21 protein-coding genes are annotated in these 20,407 nt (G+C 67.3%); 8 read left to right on the top strand and 13 right to left on the bottom strand.

The window, feature by feature from the left end; genetic code table 11:
- Nucleotides 1-46: 46 nt before the first annotated feature.
- The 6 genes from xerC to C9412_RS12770 form a co-directional block, all read right to left on the bottom strand.
- Nucleotides 47-943, bottom strand: coding sequence for a tyrosine recombinase XerC (xerC, locus tag C9412_RS12795; RefSeq protein WP_107231965.1), 897 nt, complete (start codon nucleotides 941-943; stop codon nucleotides 47-49).
- A 16-nt stretch (nucleotides 944-959) separates the two neighbouring features.
- The gene (locus C9412_RS12790; RefSeq protein WP_107231964.1) at nucleotides 960-1,634 is read right to left on the bottom strand and encodes a DUF484 family protein; all 675 of its coding nucleotides are present in this window, start codon (nucleotides 1,632-1,634) and stop codon (nucleotides 960-962) included.
- Complete coding sequence (gene dapF / locus C9412_RS12785) at nucleotides 1,631-2,482, bottom strand: diaminopimelate epimerase (protein WP_107231963.1); 852 nt, start codon at nucleotides 2,480-2,482, stop codon at nucleotides 1,631-1,633. The genes C9412_RS12790 and dapF overlap by 4 nt, the downstream gene beginning before the upstream one ends.
- Nucleotides 2,475-2,738: a lipoprotein gene (locus tag C9412_RS12780; RefSeq protein WP_107231962.1), complete on the bottom strand. Its 264-nt coding sequence runs from the start codon at nucleotides 2,736-2,738 to the stop codon at nucleotides 2,475-2,477. The genes dapF and C9412_RS12780 overlap by 8 nt, the downstream gene beginning before the upstream one ends.
- A 162-nt stretch (nucleotides 2,739-2,900) precedes the next feature.
- Complete coding sequence (locus C9412_RS12775; RefSeq protein ID WP_107231961.1) at nucleotides 2,901-3,323, bottom strand: YbaN family protein; 423 nt, start codon at nucleotides 3,321-3,323, stop codon at nucleotides 2,901-2,903.
- A 54-nt stretch (nucleotides 3,324-3,377) separates the two neighbouring features.
- Nucleotides 3,378-5,489: a S9 family peptidase gene (locus C9412_RS12770; protein ID WP_107231960.1), complete on the bottom strand. Its 2,112-nt coding sequence runs from the start codon at nucleotides 5,487-5,489 to the stop codon at nucleotides 3,378-3,380.
- A 198-nt stretch (nucleotides 5,490-5,687) separates the two neighbouring features.
- On the opposite strand from C9412_RS12770, the gene C9412_RS12765 reads away from it, so the two are divergent.
- Nucleotides 5,688-6,875, top strand: a complete 1,188-nt coding sequence (locus tag C9412_RS12765) for a pyridoxal phosphate-dependent aminotransferase (RefSeq protein WP_107231959.1) — start codon at nucleotides 5,688-5,690, stop codon at nucleotides 6,873-6,875.
- Between the two features lie 117 nt (nucleotides 6,876-6,992).
- Here the strand turns inward: C9412_RS12765 and C9412_RS12760 are convergent, their stop codons facing one another.
- Both C9412_RS12760 and C9412_RS12755 read right to left on the bottom strand, forming a co-directional pair.
- On the bottom strand, nucleotides 6,993-9,089 hold the full coding sequence (locus tag C9412_RS12760) for a prolyl oligopeptidase family serine peptidase (protein ID WP_107231958.1): 2,097 nt from the start codon (nucleotides 9,087-9,089) through the stop codon (nucleotides 6,993-6,995).
- Nucleotides 9,090-9,158: 69 nt separating this feature from the next.
- Nucleotides 9,159-9,482: a hypothetical protein gene (locus C9412_RS12755; RefSeq protein WP_107231957.1), complete on the bottom strand. Its 324-nt coding sequence runs from the start codon at nucleotides 9,480-9,482 to the stop codon at nucleotides 9,159-9,161.
- A gap of 128 nt (nucleotides 9,483-9,610) precedes the next feature.
- Here C9412_RS12755 and C9412_RS12750 point away from each other — a divergent pair, with 128 nt between their 5' ends.
- Complete coding sequence (locus C9412_RS12750; RefSeq protein ID WP_107231956.1) at nucleotides 9,611-10,213, top strand: lipocalin family protein; 603 nt, start codon at nucleotides 9,611-9,613, stop codon at nucleotides 10,211-10,213.
- Nucleotides 10,214-10,283: 70 nt separating this feature from the next.
- Here C9412_RS12750 and C9412_RS12745 read toward each other — a convergent pair whose 3' ends face one another.
- From C9412_RS12745 to C9412_RS12735, 3 genes are all read right to left on the bottom strand, one after another.
- Nucleotides 10,284-10,973 carry a methionine ABC transporter permease gene (locus C9412_RS12745; RefSeq protein WP_057496544.1) on the bottom strand — a complete coding sequence of 230 codons (690 nt, stop codon included), beginning with the start codon at nucleotides 10,971-10,973 and terminating at the stop codon, nucleotides 10,284-10,286.
- Nucleotides 10,970-11,977 carry a methionine ABC transporter ATP-binding protein gene (locus C9412_RS12740; protein WP_107231955.1) on the bottom strand — a complete coding sequence of 336 codons (1,008 nt, stop codon included), beginning with the start codon at nucleotides 11,975-11,977 and terminating at the stop codon, nucleotides 10,970-10,972. The genes C9412_RS12745 and C9412_RS12740 overlap by 4 nt, the downstream gene beginning before the upstream one ends.
- A gap of 211 nt (nucleotides 11,978-12,188) precedes the next feature.
- A complete protein-coding gene (locus tag C9412_RS12735) occupies nucleotides 12,189-13,085 on the bottom strand; it encodes a DMT family transporter (protein ID WP_107231954.1) in 897 nt (298 codons plus the stop codon).
- A gap of 147 nt (nucleotides 13,086-13,232) precedes the next feature.
- On the opposite strand from C9412_RS12735, the gene C9412_RS12730 reads away from it, so the two are divergent.
- The 3 genes from C9412_RS12730 to C9412_RS12720 all read left to right on the top strand — a co-directional run bounded on the left by C9412_RS12730 (nucleotide 13,233) and on the right by C9412_RS12720 (nucleotide 15,183).
- Complete coding sequence (locus C9412_RS12730; protein ID WP_006471121.1) at nucleotides 13,233-13,715, top strand: YajQ family cyclic di-GMP-binding protein; 483 nt, start codon at nucleotides 13,233-13,235, stop codon at nucleotides 13,713-13,715.
- A gap of 101 nt (nucleotides 13,716-13,816) precedes the next feature.
- On the top strand, nucleotides 13,817-14,383 hold the full coding sequence (locus C9412_RS12725) for a DUF1415 domain-containing protein (protein ID WP_107232082.1): 567 nt from the start codon (nucleotides 13,817-13,819) through the stop codon (nucleotides 14,381-14,383).
- Nucleotides 14,380-15,183, top strand: a complete 804-nt coding sequence (locus tag C9412_RS12720; protein ID WP_107231953.1) for an SDR family oxidoreductase — start codon at nucleotides 14,380-14,382, stop codon at nucleotides 15,181-15,183. Before C9412_RS12725 ends, C9412_RS12720 begins: the two co-directional genes overlap by 4 nt.
- A gap of 108 nt (nucleotides 15,184-15,291) precedes the next feature.
- Here C9412_RS12720 and C9412_RS12715 read toward each other — a convergent pair whose 3' ends face one another.
- Nucleotides 15,292-17,322: a M3 family metallopeptidase gene (locus C9412_RS12715; protein WP_107231952.1), complete on the bottom strand. Its 2,031-nt coding sequence runs from the start codon at nucleotides 17,320-17,322 to the stop codon at nucleotides 15,292-15,294.
- A 170-nt stretch (nucleotides 17,323-17,492) separates the two neighbouring features.
- Here C9412_RS12715 and C9412_RS12710 point away from each other — a divergent pair, with 170 nt between their 5' ends.
- Nucleotides 17,493-17,897, top strand: coding sequence for a hypothetical protein (locus tag C9412_RS12710; RefSeq protein WP_107231951.1), 405 nt, complete (start codon nucleotides 17,493-17,495; stop codon nucleotides 17,895-17,897).
- 173 nt (nucleotides 17,898-18,070) lie between these two features.
- On the opposite strand, the gene C9412_RS12705 is transcribed toward C9412_RS12710, so the two are convergent.
- Nucleotides 18,071-19,183, bottom strand: a complete 1,113-nt coding sequence (locus tag C9412_RS12705) for a PLP-dependent cysteine synthase family protein (protein ID WP_107231950.1) — start codon at nucleotides 19,181-19,183, stop codon at nucleotides 18,071-18,073.
- A gap of 124 nt (nucleotides 19,184-19,307) precedes the next feature.
- On the opposite strand from C9412_RS12705, the gene gloA reads away from it, so the two are divergent.
- Both gloA and C9412_RS12695 read left to right on the top strand, forming a co-directional pair.
- A complete protein-coding gene (gloA, locus tag C9412_RS12700) occupies nucleotides 19,308-19,826 on the top strand; it encodes a lactoylglutathione lyase (RefSeq protein ID WP_107231949.1) in 519 nt (172 codons plus the stop codon).
- Between the two features lie 124 nt (nucleotides 19,827-19,950).
- A complete protein-coding gene (locus C9412_RS12695) occupies nucleotides 19,951-20,379 on the top strand; it encodes a VOC family protein (protein ID WP_107231948.1) in 429 nt (142 codons plus the stop codon).
- Nucleotides 20,380-20,407: the final 28 nt, after the last annotated feature.

Here is a 20,407-nt window from a genome sequence, read left to right as displayed (position 1 = left end):
CTGCGCCCTTCAAGCCACCCGCGACCGGCTGCCGCAGGGGCAACGTTCAGCTTTCTCCGCTGCCCTCGTTGCTTTTGCGGCGCTTGGCGCGCGGGTGCGCGGCGTCGTAGACCTTGGCCAGGTGCTGGAAATCGAGATGGGTGTAGATCTGGGTGGTGGCGATGTCGGCGTGGCCGAGCAGCTCCTGCACGCCACGCAGGTCACCGGACGATTCCAGGATATGGCTGGCAAAACTGTGCCGCAGCATGTGCGGGTGCACGTGCTTGAACAGGCCCTGGCGCTGCGCCAGCTGGCGGATGCGGATCTGCACCGCGCGCTGGCTGATCGGCCCGTTGCGCCCGGGGAACACCGGCGAGGCCGGGCCACCGCCACTTTCCGCACGCCACGCCTGCAGCGCCTCGCGCGCCGGCCGCCCGAACGGCACCCGGCGCTGCCGGTTGCCCTTGCCCATCACGTTGACCAGGCCGCTGGCGAAATCCAGGTCGCGCCAGGTCAGCGCGCAGACTTCGCTCAGGCGCAGGCCCGAGGAATAGAACAGTTCCAGCAGCGCGCGGTCACGGCGGCCGAGTTCACCTTCCGGTTCCAGCTCGACCAGCTGCACGGCTTCGTCGGCATCGAGCACCTGCGGCAAACGGCGCGGTGCGCGCGGCGCCTTCAGCGTCGCGGCCGGACTCACTTCGATGTGGCCATGCTTCAGCAGCCACGCGTAGAAGCTGCGGCAGGCCGACAAGCGGCGTTGCAGGCTCTTGGCCGACAGACCGCGCCGGTGCTCATCGGCCACGAACTGGCGCAACGCGTCGGCATCCAGCGCCTCCACCGCCACGCCACGTGGCTCGGCCCACACCGACAGTGCCTCCAGGTCGCGGCGGTAGGCGTCGAGCGTATGTGCCGACATCCGCCGTTCCACCTGCAGGTGCTGCAGGAAGGCCTGTACCGCGCTCATCGCCGTCGGGTCCTGCTCAGCCCGCGAAGCGCTTCAGGCCAGTGGCCAGGGCGTCGCCCATCATGCGCAGGAACAAGGTGCCCATGCCCGGATAGAAGCGGTTCGGGTCATGGCTGCCGACCGCGATCAGTCCGACGCCAGGCAGCGGCAGCAGTGCGGTGGTCTGCACTTCCTCGCTGCGCACGCCGTACAGCACCGTGTTCTTTTCCGCCTGCAGGCGGCCGCAGATCGGCTCGCCGTCCTTCAGGCAATCGCGGAACGGCGTCAGCTGCGGATCATCGGCGGCAATCACCTGCAGCCAGTCGGCCTGTTCCAGCCCGGCCACCGGCGCGTGTACCACCAACCGCACCAGGTCGCCGGCGAAGTCTTCCTGCAATGAAGCCGCCATCGCGCGCAGGGTGTCGGCGGCATTGTCCTGCTTCATCAACGCCAGGGTCAGCTGATGCGTGCGCACCGCCAGCCGTTCGTTGACCTGGGCGGTCGCGCCCAGGTCGGCCAACCGTCGTGCCAGCTCGCGGTTCTTCTCGCGCAGCACTTCCAGCTGGTAGCTGGCCAGCGACGCGGTCGGGCCGTCATCGCGTGGCACCACCAGGGTCAATGCCAGGTCCGGGAACTGCTTGAGGAACCCCGGATGACGCCGCAACCAGGCAGCGACTTCGTGGGCACCGAGCTTGTCGACGGTTTCGGTCATGCGATCCACTCCCCTTCGAAGACGAATGCGGTCGGGCCGGCCATCACCACCGGCAGGCCATCGCCCGGCCACTGGATGCGCAGGTCGCCACCGGGCAGGCTGATGCGTGCATCGCGCTGCAAACGGCCGCGCTGCATCAGGGTCACCGCAGCGGCGCAGGCGCCACTGCCGCAGGCCAGGGTTTCGCCGACACCGCGCTCGAACACGCGCAGGCGCGCATGTTCCGGGCCCATCACCTGGGCGAAGCCCACATTCACCGAGCGCGGGAACGACGCATGCTGCTGCAGCAGCGCTCCGACGCGCTCGACCGGTGCAGCGTCGATCAGGCCCACCTCGATCACCGCATGCGGGTTGCCCATCGACACCGCGGCGAAGCGCACGCTCTCGCCCTGCAACGGCAGCAGGTATTCCTCGCGCGCATGAGCAAAGCCCATCAACGGCACATTGGCCGGCTCGAACGCGGGCACGCCCATGGTCACCGCGAACTGCCCCCCGCCCAGCACCTTCACTTCATGGCTGGCCAGCGGGCTGTCGATAACGAAGGCATCGCCCTGTGCACTGCCTTCGCGCACCAGCCAGGCGGCGATGCAGCGCGCGCCGTTGCCGCACTGTTCGGAATTGGAGCCATCGGCATTCCAGATGCGATAGGAGGCGACCGAGCCCTCTGCGCGCGGCGCTTCAATGGTCAGGATCTGGTCGCAGCCCACGCCGGTATGGCGGTCGGCCAGGCGCGCGGCCAGTTCCGGCGTCGGCGGCGGGGTGCCGTCGCGCAGGTCGATCACCACGAAATCGTTGCCGGCGCCGTGCATCTTGCTGAAGCGCAGCGCCGTGGAACCGCTCTTACTCATTCCCGCCGCCCGCCTTCTTCGCCGGCGTCGGCGTCGGTTGCGGTGCCGGCTCTGCAGTCGTAGCCGGGGTGCCGGTGCCTTCGGTCTGCGCCGGGGTCGCCTCGGTGGCGGGCTCGGCCGCCGGTTCAACGGCCTCTTCCACCGGCACCGGCTTCTGCGGCAGTACCAGCGGGCCCTTGTTGCCGCAGGCGGCAAGGAACAGCAGCGAGGCCGCTGCCAGCGGAATCAGGAGGACATTTCGATGGGGGATCTTCATGCCCCGAGTATAGCCATTGGTGGCTGAGCGGTTGGTAGAGTCGACTGTCAGTCGACTATCGCGCGCAGCGCGGGATTTTCACGGCCGCTGCAGGAGCAGTCGACCAACAGTCGACTCTACCCCCCTGACCACCCGCCACGGGCCGCCCACGGCAGGCCATGTTCAGCCTTCCGGCGGCGGCAACGGCCGGGTCCACAACCAGATCGCCACCACCGTCATGCTGCTGATGGAGAACCACTTCACCCAGGCAATCGGCACGCACCACAGCATGATGCCGGCACACACGGCCATGGTGATCGTGGCCATCCACTTGCCGTAGCGGCTGACCGCGCCATGCGCCTGCCAGTTGGCGATGGCCGGGCCGAAGCGCGGATGCTGCAGCAACCAGTTGTGCAGTCGTTCGGAACCACGCGAGGCGGCCCAGGCCGAGATCAGGATGAATACGGTGGTGGGCAGGCCCGGCACGAAGATGCCGACGATGCCGGTGCCCAGGCTGACGTAGGCCAGCAGCCACCAGGCCCAGCGGAAACGCACCACGCGCGGCGGCGTGGCGGCATCGCGGGTGACGGGATCAGGTGGGCTCATGTGCGCAAGGATACCGGTTCAGGGTGCCAGGCAGTGTCCGGCACCCTGTCGCCATCACGGCTGGGCGATGCCCAGCTGCTGCAGCACGAACGCATACGACTCGGACAACTCGCGGTAGCGCTGGAAGCGCCCGGACTTGCCGCCGTGGCCGGCTTCCATGTTGGTGCGGAACAGGATCGGGTAATGGCCGGTGTTGTCGTCACGCAGCTTGGCCACCCACTTGGCCGGCTCCCAGTACTGCACCTGCGAATCCCACAGGCCGGTACCCACGAACAGTGCCGGGTAGGCCTGCTTCTTTACGTTGTCGTAGGGCGAGTAGGACAGCATGTAGTCGTAGTACGGCTTCTGTTCCGGGTTGCCCCACTCGTCGTACTCGTTGGTGGTCAGCGGAATGGTCGGGTCGAGCATGGTGGTGACCACGTCGACGAACGGCACCTGCGCCACCATCACCCGGTAATCCTGCGGCGCCTGGTTGGCCACCGCGCCCATCAGCAGGCCGCCGGCGCTGCCGCCGGAAGCGGCAACGCGGTCCTTCGCCGCCCAACCCTGCGCCACCAGCCCACGGGTGACGTCGATGAAGTCGTTGAAGGTGTTCTGCTTGTGCAGCAGCTTGCCGTTCTCGTACCAGTCACGGCCCATTTCCTGGCCGCCGCGGATATGCGCGATGGCATACACCACGCCGCGGTCGAGCAGACTCACCGCGGTCTGGTTGAAGTACGGGTCCATCGACATGCCGTAGCTGCCGTAGGCGTACTGGAACAGCGCGCCCTTGCCATCCTTCTGGTAGCCCTTGCGGTAGACCAGCGAGACCGGCACCTTCACGCCATCGCGCGCGGTGATCCAGACGCGGTCGGTTTCGTACTTGCTGGCGTCGTAGCCGATCACCGGCTGCACCTTCAACTGGCGACGCTCACCGGTGGCGGTATTCAGTTCGAACACCGTGGTCGGGGTGGTCATCGAGGTATAGACGTAGCGCAGCCACGGCGTATCGGCCTCGGTGTTGTCGCCCAGGCCCATCGAGTAGGCCGGCTCATCGGCCTTCACGTAGTCGCTGCGGCCGTCCTTGAACAGCAGGCGCACGCGCTCCAGGCCTTCGGAACGTTCGGCGATGGCGGTGTAGCTGTCGAACAGCTCGAAGCCTTCGATGAACACTGCATTGTCGTGCGCGATCCAGTCCTTCCATTGCGCGCGCGAGGTCGCGTCGGTCGGTGCGGTGACCAGCTTGAAGTTCTTCGCACCGTCGTTGGTACGGATCACCCAGCGGCCATCGTAGTGGTCGGCGTCGTACTCTACATCGCGCTGGCGCGGCGCCAGCACGGTGAACGTGGTCGGGTCGCTGGCCGGCGCATAGCGCTCTTCCGAAGACACCGTGCTGTGCACGCCGATGGTGATGAAGCGATCGTCGCGGGTGCGGCCGATGCCCATGTAGAAGCTGTCGTCCTTCTCTTCGTAGACGACGGTGTCAGCGCTGGCCGGGGTGCCCAGCACGTGCTTCTTCACCCGCACGGTCAGCAGCGTTTCCGGGTCGTTTTCCACGTACAGCACGGTGCGGTTGTCGTCGGCCCAGACCAGGTCGCCGGAACTGCCGGTGATCACATCGGGCAGCACCTGGCCGCTGCGCAGGTCCTTGAAGCGGATCGTGTACTGGCGGCGGCCGACGTCATCATCGGCCCAGGCCAGCAGCTGGTTGTCCTGGCTCACTTCCATCGAGCCGACGCTGAAATAGCCCTTGCCGGCGGCCATCGCGTTGACGTCCAGCAGGATCTCTTCGGCCGCGTCCATGCTGCCCTTGCGGCGCGCATGGATCGGGTAGTCCTGGCCGGTCTCGTAGCGGCTGTAGTACCAGTAGCCACGCTCACGTGCCGGCACGCTGGAATCGTCCTGCTTGATGCGGCCGACGATCTCCTTGTACAGCGCGTCCTCCAGCGGCTTGAGCGGCGCCAGCAGCTGGTCGGCGTAGGCATTCTCGGCCTGCAGGTAGGCCAGCATGTCCGTGTTCTCGCGCTTGTCGTCGCGCAGCCAGTAGTAGTCGTCGTTACGGGTCGCACCGAACGGCGCCTTGACCACATGCGGGTGCTTGGCGGCATCCGGCGGAACGGGCGGCGTGGCGGCGGTAGCGGTCGTGGTCATCAGGCTCGCAAGCAACAGGCAGAGGGTGGATTTCATGAAATAAGGCTCCAGGCGCATCAATGCAATGGTCTTCGACGGGGTCAGATCCCTTTTCCCGAAAAGGGATCTGACCCCAATCGCGGCGATGCGGCAACCCTGCGGATCGTCATGGTGCGGCTGCCGCCGGGGTCGGAGCCCTTTTGCGGGCAAAAGGGATCCGACCCCGGCGTGCGGCCTGCGGCGTACCATGGACGCATGAGTACCCTGCCCCACACGCCGGGCTACAGCCGGCGCAGCCATGAAATCGCCCCGTTCCACGTGATGTCGCTGCTGGCCCGCGCACAGGCGCTGGAACAGGCCGGCCACGATGTGATCCACCTGGAAATCGGTGAACCGGACTTCACCACCGCCGATCCCATCGTGCGCGCCGGCCAGACCGCACTGGCCGCCGGCCATACCCGCTACACCGCCGCACGCGGGCTGCCGGCCCTGCGCCAGGCCATCAGCGGCTTCTATCGCAGCCACTACGGGCTGGACATCGACCCCGAACGCATCCTGGTGACCCCCGGCGGCTCCGGCGCGCTGCTGCTGGCCAGCAGCCTGCTGGTCGATCCAGGCCGCCACTGGCTGCTGGCTGACCCCGGCTACCCCTGCAACCGCCACTTCCTGCGACTGGTCGAAGGCGGCGCGCAGCTGGTGCCGGTCGGGCCGGAGACGGCCTATCAACTCACCCCGTCACTGGTGCAACAGCACTGGAATGCCGACAGCGTCGGCGCGCTGGTGGCATCACCGGCCAATCCCACCGGCACCGTGCTGTCGGCCGACGAACTGGCGGCCTTGTCGAAGACGCTGCACGCGCGCGGCGGCCACCTGGTGGTGGACGAGATCTATCACGGCCTGACCTATGGCCTGGATGCGCCCAGCGTGCTGCAGGTGGATGACAGCGCGTTCGTGCTGAACAGCTTCTCCAAGTACTTCGGCATGACCGGCTGGAGGCTGGGTTGGCTGGTGGCACCGCCGGCGGCCGTGCCCGACCTGGAGAAACTGGCGCAGAACCTGTACATCAGCGCGTCGAGCATCGCCCAGCATGCCGCGCTGGCATGTTTCAGCGAAGAAGCGATGGCGATCTTCGAGCAGCGCCGCGAAGCGTTCCGGCAGCGCCGCGATTTCCTGCTGCCCGCGTTGCGCGAGCTGGGATTCCGCATCGAGGTGGAACCGCAGGGTGCGTTCTATCTTTACGCCGATGTCAGCGCCTTCACCGACGACGCGCAGGCGTTCTGTGCGCACTTCCTGGAAACCGAGCACGTAGCGTTCACCCCGGGCCTGGATTTCGGCTTCCATCGTGCGAACCAGCACGTGCGGTTGGCGTATACGCAGGAAGTGCCGCGGTTGCAGGAGGCGGTAGCGCGGATTGCGCGTGGGTTGAAGCGCTGGGGCGCCTGACCGGCCGGCGCGAACGGCATCCACGCATGGCGTGGCTCTACGGGTAGATCCACGCCATGCATGGATACGTGGAACCCAAAGAAAAACGCCGCCCTGGGGCGGCGTTTTCCGTTCTGCTTATTTGCCGCCGAGGCGTTCCCACAGGAAGCTGTAGGCCAGTGCCGACATGTGTGCGGCCTGCGCGTTGTTGGCTGCACCGCCGTGACCGCCTTCGATGTTCTCGTAGTAGGTCACGTCCTTGCCGGCGTCGATCATCTTCGCCGCCATCTTGCGGGCGTGGCCCGGGTGCACGCGGTCATCGCGGGTGGAGGTGGTGAACAGCACCGGCGGATAGTTCTTCTTCGCATCGAACAGGTGGTACGGCGAGAAGGTCTTGATGAAGTTCCAGTCGCTGGTGTCCGGGTTGCCGTACTCGGCCATCCACGAGGCGCCAGCCAGCAGGTGGCTGTAGCGCTTCATGTCCAGCAGCGGCACCTGCACCACCACCGCACCGAACAGTTCCGGGTACTGGGTGAGCATGTTGCCGGTCAGCAGGCCACCGTTGCTGCCGCCCTGCACGCCCAGGTGCTTGGCGGTGGTGATCTTGCGCTTGACCAGATCGCGTGCCACCGCGGCCATGTCTTCATAGGCCTTGTGGCGGTTCTGCTTCAGCGCCGCCTGGTGCCAGCGCGGGCCATACTCGCCACCGCCACGGATGTTGGCGACCACGTACACGCCGCCCTTGTCCAGCCAGGCCCGGCCCATGCCACCGGAATAGCTCGGGGTCAGCGAGATCTCGAAGCCACCGTAGCCGTACAGCAGGGTCGGGTTGGAACCGTCGAGCTTCATCGCCTTGTCGTGCACCACGAAGTAGGGCACGCGGGTGCCGTCCTTGCTGGTGGCGAAGTGCTGCTCGATCACCTTGCCCTTGGCGTCGAAGAAGGCCGGCATGGTCTTCAGCGTTTCCGGCGCCTGGCCGATCTCGGCCAGGGCCAGCGTGGTCGGGGTCAGGTAGTCGGTGGCGGTCAGCCACACCGCGTCGCTGTCATTGCTGTCCACCGCGGCCACGCCCAGCGTGCCGAAGGCCGGCGCGCCGACGAAGCGGCTGGTCTTCCAGCCATCTGCGCCCGGGGTCAGCACCGACAGGCGGTTCTTGACGTCATCCAGCACGTTCAGCACCAGGTGGCTCCTGGTCCAGGTGGCGCTGGCCAGCGAGGTGGTCGCGGTCGGGGTGAACAGCACCTCGAACTCGCGCTTGCCGGCCAGGAAGTCGTCCAGCTGGGTCGCCAGCAGCGAACCGGAGGCATAGGTCTTGCCGCCGACGGTCCACGGATCACGCAGTTCCAGGGTCAGCCACTGCTTGTGCAGGCCCTTCTCGGCCGAGTTCGGCGCGTCGATCTTGGTCAGCGTGCCATCGTCGCCGCGCAGGTAGAGCTCGTTGTTGTAGAAGGCCAGGGTACGGCTGACCAGGTTGCGCTCGAAGCCCGGGGTGTCATCGTGCATCGCCGCGATGTACATGTCTTCCGGCTTGCCTTCATAGACCACGCTGGCCGAGGCCATCGGCGTGCCGCGCTTCCACAGCTTGGCCACGCGCGGGTAGCCGGAGGTGGTCATCGAGCCGGCACCGAAGTCGGTATAGACGAACACCGTGTCGCGATCGATCCAGTTCAGGCCACCCTTCGACTCCGGACGGAAGAAGCCATCCTTGATCCAGGTCTTGTTGGCCAGATCGAACTCGCGGGTGACGTCGGCATCGGCACCACCGCGCGACAGCGCGATCAGGCAGCGGCTGTAGTCCGGGCGCAGGCAGTCGGCACCGTGCCAGACCCAGTTCTCACCCTCAGCCTTGTTCAGCGCGTCCAGGTCGAGCACGGTTTCCCACTGCGGCGAGGCCTTGCGGTACTCGGCCAGCGTGGTGCGGCGCCACAGGCCGCGCTCGTGCTGCTGGTCCTTCCAGAAGTTGTAGTAGTAGTCGCCGATCTTCTGCACGCCGGGAATCTTGGCGTCGGAGTCGAGCACCTCGCGGATGCTGGTCTCCATCTGCTTGAAGGCCGGGGTCTGCGCCAGGCGCGCCTCGGACTTGGCGTTCTGCTCCTTGACCCAGGACAGCGGCTTGTCGCCGGTGACGTCCTCCAGCCAGGCGTAGCGATCGGTGTCTTCAGCGGCCACGGCGGTTCCCACCGAGGCAGCGGTCATCATGCCGGCCAGCAGGCAGGCGGAAGCGAGTCGTGACATTGCAGCTCCAGGCAGTCATAAGCCGTGGAACGCTAGCACGGAACGTCGCCGCATCCCCTGTGTCGAAGGTCAGGCCGTGGCCGTCGAGCCACGGCGGCCACGGGCCGCGCCACGGCCAGGGCGCCGCGCCTGTCCACCGGTACGCCGCGCCAGCCGCAGCCACCCCGTGCGCGGCAATGGAAAGCGCAACAGCGCCCACCACGCCACCAGCGGCATGCCCACCAGCCACATCGGCAGCCAGCCGAGCCAGTCGCTGCTGCCACGCGCGGCCGGCCACACCAGTACCAGGGCCACGCCGGCCAGGGTCACCTGCTGCACGCTGCGCAGCAGGCGTGGGTCGACGCGCTGGCTGACGCGTTCAGTTGCAGGGCGACGAGCGGAACGTGCGGTCATGGGCCTTCTCCGGTAGACAATGCAACACAGCTTGGGCATGTCCCTTCTCACAGGTTGCGACACCATTGACGGATCCCGCACGCACAGTCGACCATGCTCGGGCAAAGCCCATCCGAGCCCGCTCCCGCATGACTTCGATCCGCCCGTTCTGCGCCGTGTTGCTGGCCCTGTCCCTGGCGGCACCCGCCATGGCCGCCAGTGAGCCGCCGTCGCCCCGTACCAGCACCCCGGGTGCGGCTGCCCTGGATGCGCCGATCGACCTCAAGCGGTTCATGGGCACCTGGTATGTGATCGGCCGCGTGCCCAACTTCATCGAACGTGGCCACGTGGCCAGCGTCAACGAATACGAACTGCGCGACAGCCACAAGGTCGGCATCACCTACCGCTACCGCGATGGCTTCGGCGAACCGCTGCAGGAAGTGCGCGCCCGCGCCAGCGTCGATCCGGACAGCGGCAACCACGGCTGGCGCACCTGGTTCTACCGCGTCGTGCCGACCCATTCGCGGGTGCTGGAAGTCGCGCCGGATTATTCCTGGGCGCTGATCGGCTACCCGGGCCGTGAGATGGCCTGGATCTTCTCGCGCACCCCGGACATGGACAAGGCGCTGTACAAGGAGCTGGCCGAACGCCTGCGCGACGAGTACGGCGTGAACACCGACAAGCTCAAGCGCGTGCCGCAGCACCCCGAGCAGGTGGGCAAGCTGGGTTACGAAGTGCCGAACGTGCGTTGATCATGCGTGGCATTGCCGGCCAGCGGCCGGCACTACCCCAACGAGATGCCGGGCGCCGCCCGGCATTCTGTTATCTGCGGCTGTAATGCGCGACCAGGCGGTCGCCGAGCATCTGCAGCAGCTGCACCAGCACCAGCAGCAACACCACGGTGACCAGGGCCACGTCGGTATGCGAACGCTGGTAGCCATCGCGGAAGGCCAGATCGCCCAGACCACCGGAACCGATCGCACCGCCCATCGCGGTGAAGCCGATCAGCGCCACGGTGGTGACCGTCGCACCGGCAATCAGGCCCGGACGCGCTTCCGGCAACAGCACGCGGGTGACCAGCTGCCAGGTGGTGGCGCCCATTGCCTGGGTGGCTTCGATCACGCCGCGGTCAACCTCGCGCAACGCGGTCTCGACCAGGCGCGCATAGAACGGTGCGGCACCGATGACCAGTGGCACGATCGCACCGCGCACGCCCAGCGAGGTTCCCATCAGCAACAGGGTGACCGGGATCAGCACGATCATCAGGATGATGAAGGGCACCGAACGCAGCAGGTTCACCACCAGCGCCAGCACGCCATAGGCGAACGGCCGGCGCTTCATCTGCGGTGCGCCGAACAGGTACAGCAGCACGCCCAGCGGCAGGCCAATGGCCAGGGTCAGCGGCAGCGAACCGAGCAGCATCAGCAGGGTGTCGATGGTGGCCTGGCCGATGTCGGCCCACTTGCCCGCATCCAGGTGGCGGAAGAAGCCGCCGGCGGTAGCGATGATCATCGACGCAGTTCCTCAACGTGCACGCCGGCAGCCACGAACGCGGCCTGCGCGGCGGACTGGTCGCCGCCCACCAGGGCGACCACCAGCTGGCCATACGGGGTGTCCTTGATCCGGTCGATACGGCCGGACAGGATGTTGTAGTCGACGCCGGTCTGCCGCGCGACGCTGCCGAGCAAGGGCTCGTAGGTGTCGCCGCCGAGGAAGGTCAGGCGCACAATGCGCCCGCCCACGACGTCGAAATCACGGTGCAGCGCACCTTCGTCGACATGCTCCGATTCGCTGACGAAACGGCGCGTGGTCGCATGCTGCGGATGCAGGAACACCCGGGTGACCGGCCCGGTCTCGACCATCTGCCCGGCGTCGAGCACGGCCACACGGTCGCAGACACGGCGGATCACATCCATCTCGTGGGTGATCAGCACGATGGTCAGGCCCAGCTCGCGGTTGATCTTCGACAGCAGCGACAGCACCGAGGCCGTGGTCTGCGGATCGAGCGCGCTGGTGGCCTCATCGCACAGCAGGATCTGCGGGCGCGTGGCCAGTGCGCGGGCGATGCCGACGCGCTGCTTCTGGCCGCCGGACAGCTGCGCCGGGTACTTCTGCGCATGCGCTTCCAGGCCCACGGTCTGCAGCAGCTCGGCCACGCGTGCGTCGATCTCCACCTTCGGCGTGCCGGCCAGTTCCAGCGGGAAGGCCACGTTGCCGGCCACCGTGCGCGAGGACAGCAGGTTGAAGTGCTGGAAGATCATGCCGATGCGCCGGCGCAGCGCGCGCAGGCCATCGGCGTCCAGTGCGGTGACATCCTCGCCACCGATCAGCAGCCGGCCGCCGCTGGGTTCTTCCAGGCGGTTGATCATGCGGATCAGGGTCGACTTGCCCGCGCCGGAATGGCCGATGATGCCGAATACCTCGCCGGCCTCGATGGTCAGGTCCAGCGGTTGCAGCGCGCTGACTTCGCGGCCGGCAACGGCATAGGATTTGTGCAGGCGCTGGAACTCGATCACGGGCGTGGCTCACCGGCTGGGTGACGGAAGGGGGCGTGCAGCCTACCAGCGCCGGCGCTCGCGCGCCCGCGCCATGGGTCAGAATGTTATTCCTTTTGGTTCTAAGACGCCCGTAACGCCTCGCATCCGGTAGTGCCGGCCGCTGGCCGGCAACGACAGCGGCCCCTCCGGTGCAAGGGGTTGCCGGCCAGCGGCCGGCACTACCACACGATCAGGGGTGGTCCAGCGGTTTCGGCGGCTGCACCCGGTTCAGGCGTTCGCGATGCAGCAGGTACAGCCCCGAAGCCACGATGATCGCCGCGCCCACCCAGGTGTAGCCATCCGGCAATTGGCCCCAGAAGGCCAGATCCCAGCCGATCACCCAGACCAGGCCGCTGTACTCCAGCGGCGCGATCATCGACGCCTCGCCCAGCTGGAAGGCCTTGGTCAGGGCGATCTGGCCCAATGCCCCGGCCAGCCCCATACCGGCGATCAGCGGCGCGTGTGCCAGCTGCAGCGGCACCCAGCCGGGAAGGGCCAGCAGTCCGGCGCCGAGGGCCATGATCACCAGGAACCAGACCACCATCGACTGCGAGGTATCGGTGCGGGTCAGCAGGCTGACCGTGATCGCGGCCACGGCGTAGGCGGTGGCCGCAGCCAGCACCATCAGGCCCGGCACCGAGATGAAACCGTCCACGCCTGGCCGCAGCACCACCAGCACGCCGATCAGGCCGATACCGATGGCCACCCAGCGCCGCGGCCCGACCCGCTCACCCAGCAGCGGCACCGACAGCGCGGCGATCAGCAGCGGCGCGACGAAATAGATGGTGTAGGCGGTGGACAGCGGCAGGTCGCGCAGGGCGAACACGAAGCAGCCGATCATCGCCATGCCCAGCGCGCCACGCAGCAGGTGCAGGCCCCAGCGCCGCGGCACCAGCGAGCGCGGCCCGGCGCTGGCCAGCACCCAGACCAGCACGAACGGCAGCGAGGCCGCACCACGCAGGAAGGTCACTTCCAGGGTGGGATAACTGGCCGACAGCTGCTTCATGCCGGCGTCCATCAGCGAGAAGCAGGCGACCGCCGCGACCATCCAGGCCACCGCGCGCGAAGGGGAGCGTTGCACGTTCATGGCCCATTATCGCCCGCCGCTACCCATCTGTAGAGTCGAGCTTGCTCGACTGACCCGTGAAAGCCCGTCGAGCAAGCTCGACGCTACAGAATGCCGGCGGGCCCACGCGATAGAATGGCCACCACTGAATCCAGCGGAGCCGCGCCCATGCCTTCCTTCGACGTCGTGTCTGAAGTCGACACCCACGAGCTGACCAACGCCATCGACCAGGCCAACCGCGAACTGGCCACCCGCTTCGACTTCAAGGGCGTGGACGCCAAGTTCGAGCGCGACGGCGATGTCATCAACCAGACCGCGCCGACCGAGTTCCAGCTCAAGCAGATGAACGACATCCTGCGCGCGCGCCTGGCCGCACGCGGCATCGACGTGCTCAGCCTGGAGTTCGGCGACATCGAGACCAACCTGGCCCAGGCCCGGCAGAAGATCACCGTCAAGCAGGGCATCGAGCAGAAGATCGCCAAGAAGATCGCCGCCGCACTGAAGGACGCCAAGCTGAAGGTGGAAAGCCAGATCAACGGTGACAAGCTGCGCGTACAGGGCAAGAAGCGCGACGATCTGCAGGACGCCATCGCCGTGCTCAAGGCCGGCAAGTTCGAACTGCCGCTGCAGTTCAACAATTTCCGCGACTGAGGCTTGCGCCGGGCATGACCCGGCGCTGCCAGCGGCAGGCACGACGGCGCGTTGCCAGTCACGCGCCTACAATGGCGGCCCCGCCAGCCGACGTGCCCGCCATGACCGATTCCCAGCTGCCCACCGATGACCCGATCGCCGCCACCCGCCAGTGGCTGGAGCGGATCGTGATCGGCCTGAACCTGTGCCCGTTCGCCAAGGCGGTGTACGTGAAGGAGCAGGTCCGCTTCGTGCTCAGCGATGCGACCACGCCCGAAGCACTGGTCGAACAGCTGGCCGAGGAGCTGGTGCTGCTGCGCGACACACCGGCCGAGCAGATCGACACCACGTTGATCGTGCACCCGCAGGTGCTGGCTGACTTCCTCGACTACAACGACTTCCTCGACAACGCCGACGCGGCGATCGAGGCGCTGGACCTGCAGGGCATCCTGCAGGTGGCCAGCTTCCATCCGGATTACCAGTTCGAAGGCGTGGCTGCCGACGATGCCAGCAACTACACCAACCGTGCGCCCTTCCCCACCCTGCACCTGCTGCGCGAAGACAGCGTGGCGCGCGCGGTGGACGCGTTCCCCGATCCGGACGTGATCGTGGAGCGCAACATCCAGACCCTGGACCGCATCGGCGTGGATGGCTGGTATCGGCGCCTGCGCGGCGAAGACCTGTCATGAGCCGCGTGCCGCCGATTGCCGCGTGGCCGGCCGCGCCGCTGGCAGGCAAGGTGGTGCTGGTGACCGGTGGCGCCAACGGCATCGGCCGTGGCATCGCCCAGGCCGTGCTCGGTGCCGGTGGACGCGTACTGATCGGCGATCTCGACGACGCGGCCGGACAGGCCTGCCTGGACGAATGGCAGCGCGATGAGGATGCCGCGTTCCAGCACCTGGACATCACCGACGAAGCCAGCGTCAGCACGTTCATCGCAGTGGCGCAGCAGCGCTTCGGCCGCATCGACGGGCTGGTCAACAATGCCGGCATCGCCGGCCCGCACGGCACCACGCTGGAAAACATGGAGTGGGACGAATGGCAGCGCCGCCTGTCCTCGCTGCATGGCGCGTTCCTGTGCTGCAAGCATGCGCTGCCGGCACTGACCGCCAGTGGCGCAGGCGCGGTGATCAACATCGCCTCCACCCGTGCCTGGCAGTCGGAAGCCCACAGCGAAGCCTATGCCGCAGCCAAGGGCGGGCTGGTGGCCTTCACCCATGCGCTGGCGATCAGCGCCGGGCCGGCGGTGCGGGTGAACAGCATCAGCCCCGGCTGGATCGGTACCACGGCCTGGCAGGCGCCCGCGCGCCGCCACGAACCTGATTACTCGGCCATCGACCATGCCCAGCATCCGGTCGGCCGCGTCGGCCAGCCCGAGGACATCGGCGCGCTGGCGGTGTACCTGCTGTCATCGCTGTCCGGGTTCAGCACCGGCCAGGATTTCATCGTCGACGGCGGCATGACCCGGAAGATGATCTACGCCGAATGACCCACCTCATCCACGCATGGCGTGGATCTACTGAATATCATCGGTAGATCCACGCCATGCGTGGACAGCGGCAATGTGCCAACCAAGGTTGGCACCCACCACCGCGGTTTACGCCATGCCCGAGTGGCGCAGCAGTGCGTCGATCTGCGGTGCGCGGCCACGGAAAGCCCTGAAGTTCTCCGCCGCCGGACGGCTGCCACCCCGCGACAGGATCTCATCGCGGAACCGCGCACCGGTTTCAGCCAGTGCCTGCGGTGCTTCCTCGAACGCGGCGTAGGCATCGGCGCTGAGCACCTCGGCCCACTTGTAGCTGTAATAGCCGGCCGCATAGCCGCCAGCGAAGATGTGGCTGAACTGATGCGGGAAGCGGTTCCAGACCGGCGGATGGTTCACCGCCACTTCGCCGCGCACGCGATCGAGCAGTGCCAGCACGCTGTCCTGCGCCGGCTCGTACTGGCTGTGCAGCAGCATGTCGAACAGACCGAATTCCAGCTGGCGCACGGTGGCCATGCCACTATGGAAATTGCGCGCGGCCAGCATGCGCTCGTACAGCGCGCGCGGCAGCGGTTCGCCGGTTTCCACATGCGCCGTCATGCCCTGCAGGTGGTCCCACTCCCAGCAGAAGTTCTCCATGAACTGGCTGGGCAGTTCCACCGCATCCCATTCCACGCCATTGATGCCGGCCACGCCCAGCTCGCCGATGCGGGTCAGCAGCTGATGCAGGCCATGGCCCATTTCATGGAACAGCGTGGTCACCTCGTTGTGGCTGAAGGTGGCCGGCTTGCCGTTCGCGCCGCGGCCGAAGTTGCACACCAGGTAGACCAGCGGCGTCTGCACGCTGCCATCGGTGCGCACGCGGCGGTTGCGGCAATCATCCATCCAGGCGCCGCCGCGCTTGCCTTCGCGTGCGTACAGATCCAGGTAGAACTGGCCGACCAGCGCGCCCTGCGCATCGACCAGGCGGAAGAAGCGTACGTCCTCGTGCCAGACTGGTGCGCTGTCTTCCTGCACGCGCAGGCCGTACAGCTGCTCGATCACCGAGAACAGACCACCGAGCACCTTGGGCTCGGTGAAGTACTGCTTCACTTCCTGCTCGGAATAGCTGTAACGCGCCTGCTTCAGGCGGTCGGCGGCGAAGGCCAGGTCCCAGGCCTGCAGCTGTTCGATACCGAGCTGCTCGCGTGCGAACTGCTCCAGCTCGGCGCGGTCCTTGGCCGCGAACGGCTTGGCTCGCGTGGCCAGGTCACGCAGGAAACCCAGCACTTCGGCCGGGTCCTGCGCCATCTTGGTCGCTACCGAATACTCGCCATACGAACCGAAGCCGAGCAGCGCGGCCAGTTCCGCGCGCAGGGCCAGGATGCGGTCGATGTTGCCGCTGTTGTCCAGCGCGTCGTCGCCGAATTCGGAGGCGCGCTGTGCACTGGCACGGTACAGGATCTCGCGCAGGTCACGGTCTTCGGCCCAGGTCTGCACCGGCAGATAGCACGGCATCTGCAGGGTCAGTTTCCAGCCCTTGTTGCCGTCTTTTTCCGCTGCCGCATGCGCGGCCGCCTTCACGTCGTCCGGCACGCCAGCCAGGCGTGCCTCATCCTCGATGATCAACGACCACGCGTCGGTGGCATCGAGCACGTTCTGCGAAAACTTCGCCGACAGTGCCGACAGTTCTTCCTTGATCGCCGCGAAGCGCTGCTGCGCCTCCGGCGCCAGTTCGGCACCGCCCAGGCGGAAATCGCGCAGGGTGTTGTCCAGCACCTTGCGCTGGGCGTCGTCGAACGTCGCGGCCTCCGCGCTGGCAGCCAGTGCCTGGTACTGGCGATACAGCGCCAGGTTCTGGCCCAGCGCGCTGGCAAAGCGGGTCACCCGCGGCAGGTTGCTGTTGTAGGCCTCGCGCAGCTCGGGGGTGTTGACCACGCCCTGCAGATGGCCGACCAGGCCCCAGGCACGCCACAGGCGCTCGGTGGCGTCATCCAGCGGGGCCACGAAGGTCTGCCAGGTAACCGGCTGCACCTGCTCGGCCGTGCTGACGGCGGCTTCGGCCTCGGCCAGCAGCACGTCCAGCGCCGGCGCCACATGCTCGGGGCGGATCGCCTCGAAGCGCGGCAGGCCGGAAAAATCGAGCAGGGGGTTGGCAACGGTCACGTCAGATCTCCAGGGTACGGGCCCGGCAGGCGGGCAGCCCGATAGATATGGCGCTGCCAGGCAGGGCTGACAAGGGGGCGCGGCCCGGCATTCACGTCGGCCTTACGGTTCGGCGCCGAAGCTCTGGCTGCGGGGGAGTCCGCAGCGGTAGGTACCGAACGAGGCCCCACATGGAAGGTCTGGCTGCAGTTGCATCCGCCCCACCGGCACGGTCGCTGGCGTTGTCCGCCAGCCCGGCCGAACTGACCTGGATCGCCGCGCTGTGCGATGCCGGCGACGACGCCCCACGCCACCTGCAACAGCTGCAGGCGGTACTGCAGCAGGGCGGCACCTTCAACGATGCCCAGGAGTGGTACCCGTTCGAAGTGGTCGAGCGCGGCGCCAGCCAGCTGCAGCTGGGCCACGAGCGCGAGTTCGTGATCTGCGTGCTGCTGTGGCTGCAGGCGCTGGCCCAGGGCCGCGCCAGCGTGCTGGACCCGAGCCTGCACCTGGATGACCGCGCCATGGACATCGAGGCCCTGCCCGATGCGTTGCGCGATGCGGTGCTGGATGCGTTCACCGCGGCGGGGTATTGAGACGCCCTGGTGACCGGTGACCGGTGACCGGTGACCGGTAGAGTCGACTGTTAGTCGACTATCGCGCGCAGCGCGGGATTTTCGCGACCTGAGCGTAGAGCAGTCGACCAACAGTCGACTCTACCCAATCGACGCACGCCTCTGCGCTGCTCCCCGGCGACAACGTCGGCCGGTTACAGCGCTTCCAGACTGCACCACGGCAGCTTGGGCAGCCCCTGCCCGGCCACTGCGGCGGCCAACTGCGCGTCGGCGCCATCGACGTCGATGCCCTGGCGCACATACCACGCAGGATCGTAGTAGCTCTGCGCATAGCGCTCGCCGGCATCGCAGAGGATGCTGACGATGCTGCCCTGGTGACCGGCCTCGCGCATCCACTGCGCGGCCTGCAGCACGCCGATGAAGTTGGTGCCGGTGGAGCCGCCGACGCGGCGCCCCAGCTGGCGGCTGACATGACGCATCGCCGCCAGGCTCAGTGCATCAGGCACCTTCACCATCGCATCGACGCAGGTCGGAATGAAGCTCGATTCCACCCGCGGCCGGCCGATGCCTTCCACCCGTGACCCCCCGCTGCAGGTCCGGCCGCGCCAGTCCTGCTCGCCCGCCACAGCGGCCCGGTAGCCCTCGAAGAACACCGACACTTCCGGGTCCGCGCAGAGGATGCGGGTATCGTGCCGGCGGTAGCTGACGTAGCGGCCCAGCGTGGCCGCCGTACCGCCGGTGCCCGGGCTGCACACGATCCACTCCGGAATCGGGCTGGGCTCTTCGGCCATCTGCTTGAAGATGGATTCGGCGATGTTGTTGTTGGCACGCCAGTCAGTGGCGCGCTCGGCATAGGTGAACTGGTCCATGAAGTGGCCGCCGGTTTCACGGGCCAGCCTTTCTGATTCGCAGTTGAGGTCGCAGGCGCGCTCGACCAGATGGCAGCGACCGCCATGGAATTCGATGGCCGCAATCTTTTCCGGCGAGGTCGTGGCCGGAATCACCGCGATGAACGGCAAACCGAGCAGGCGCGCGAAATAGGCTTCGGAGACGGCCGTCGATCCGCTGGACGCCTCGATCACCGGGCGCCCCTCGCGCAACCAGCCGTTGGTCAGCGCATACAGGAACAGCGAGCGCGCCAGCCGATGCTTGAGGCTGCCGGTGGGATGGCTCGATTCATCCTTCAGGTACAGCTCGATGCCCTCGAACCCGGGCAGTGCCAGCGGAATCAGGTGGGTATCGGCGGAACGGTTGAAATCGGCTTCGATCTTGCGGATGGCGGCGGCCACCCATTCACGCTGCGACATGGCGGGCAATCGTTGTCAGGACGGAACGGTGCGATCCGGCCATTGTACGTCGCGGTGCCGTCAGGTGGCGGCCGGTAGAATGAACGCATCCGGCCGGCAACGGCCCTGTCTGAAGGACTCCCCCATGACCATTCCCGCCCTGCGCGATGTTCCCGGCGTCGCCGCCCAGGCCCCGGCCGAGACCACCGGCTTCGTGTTCAACCACACCATGCTGCGGGTCAAGGACATCACCGCCTCGCTGGACTTCTACACCCGCGTGCTGGGCTACCAGCTGATCGACAAGCGCGATTTCCCGGAGGCCCAGTTCAGCCTGTACTTCCTGGCCTACGTGCCGGCCGGCGCGGTGGTGCCGGAAGACGATGCCCAGCGCCGACTGTGGATGGCCGGCCTGCCGGGCGTGCTGGAACTGACCCACAACCACGGCACCGAGACCCAGGACAGCGCGGTCTACCACGACGGCAACAGCGACCCGCGCGGCTTCGGCCACATCTGCGTGTCGGTGCCGGACATCGAGGCCGCCTGCCAGCGCTTCGAGGCCCTCGGCGTCACCTTCCAGAAGCGCCTGACCGACGGCCGCATGAAGAACCTGGCCTTCATCAAGGACCCGGACGGCTACTGGGTCGAGATCATCGCCAACGCCTGACCCGGAAAGGGGCACAATTCCGGTAGCGCCGGGCCATGCCCGGCGGCCTTGAGCAGGCCGCGCTGCGCGCTCGCCGGGCACGGCCCGGCGCTACCGACTCCGTCCCCTTTTTTACGAGGTTCGTATGGAAACGATGGAACTGCACCGTGGTCGCCTGATCGACCACATCCAGCTGGTGGTGCGTGATCTGGCCGCCAGCCGCCGCTTCTACCAAGCGGTGTTCGACACCATCGGCATCCCGATCGCCGGCGAAGGCGATGACTACTTCTGGGCCGACGAGCTGTTCATTTCCAGCGCCAGCAGCGAGGCTGCGGCCGGCCAGTTGACCGGTCGCCACCACCTGGCCTTCCAGGCCCGCGATGCCGCCACCGTGGATGCCTTCCACACCGCCGCGATCGCCGCCGGCGGCACCGACAACGGCGCGCCGGGCGAGCGTCCCTACCATCCGGGCTACTACGGGGCGTTCGTGCTGGACCCGGATGGCAACAACATCGAGGTGGTCTATCACGGCCCGGCGAACTACAGCGCGGATTCGGTCAAGGTGACGTTCTAGGCCCTGGCTGCGATCGGAGCTGCCCGGT

This window comes from Stenotrophomonas sp. Nf1 (assembly GCF_003028475.1).
Lineage (GTDB): Bacteria > Pseudomonadota > Gammaproteobacteria > Xanthomonadales > Xanthomonadaceae > Stenotrophomonas.
This window is presented reverse-complemented; position numbering and strand designations above follow the sequence as displayed.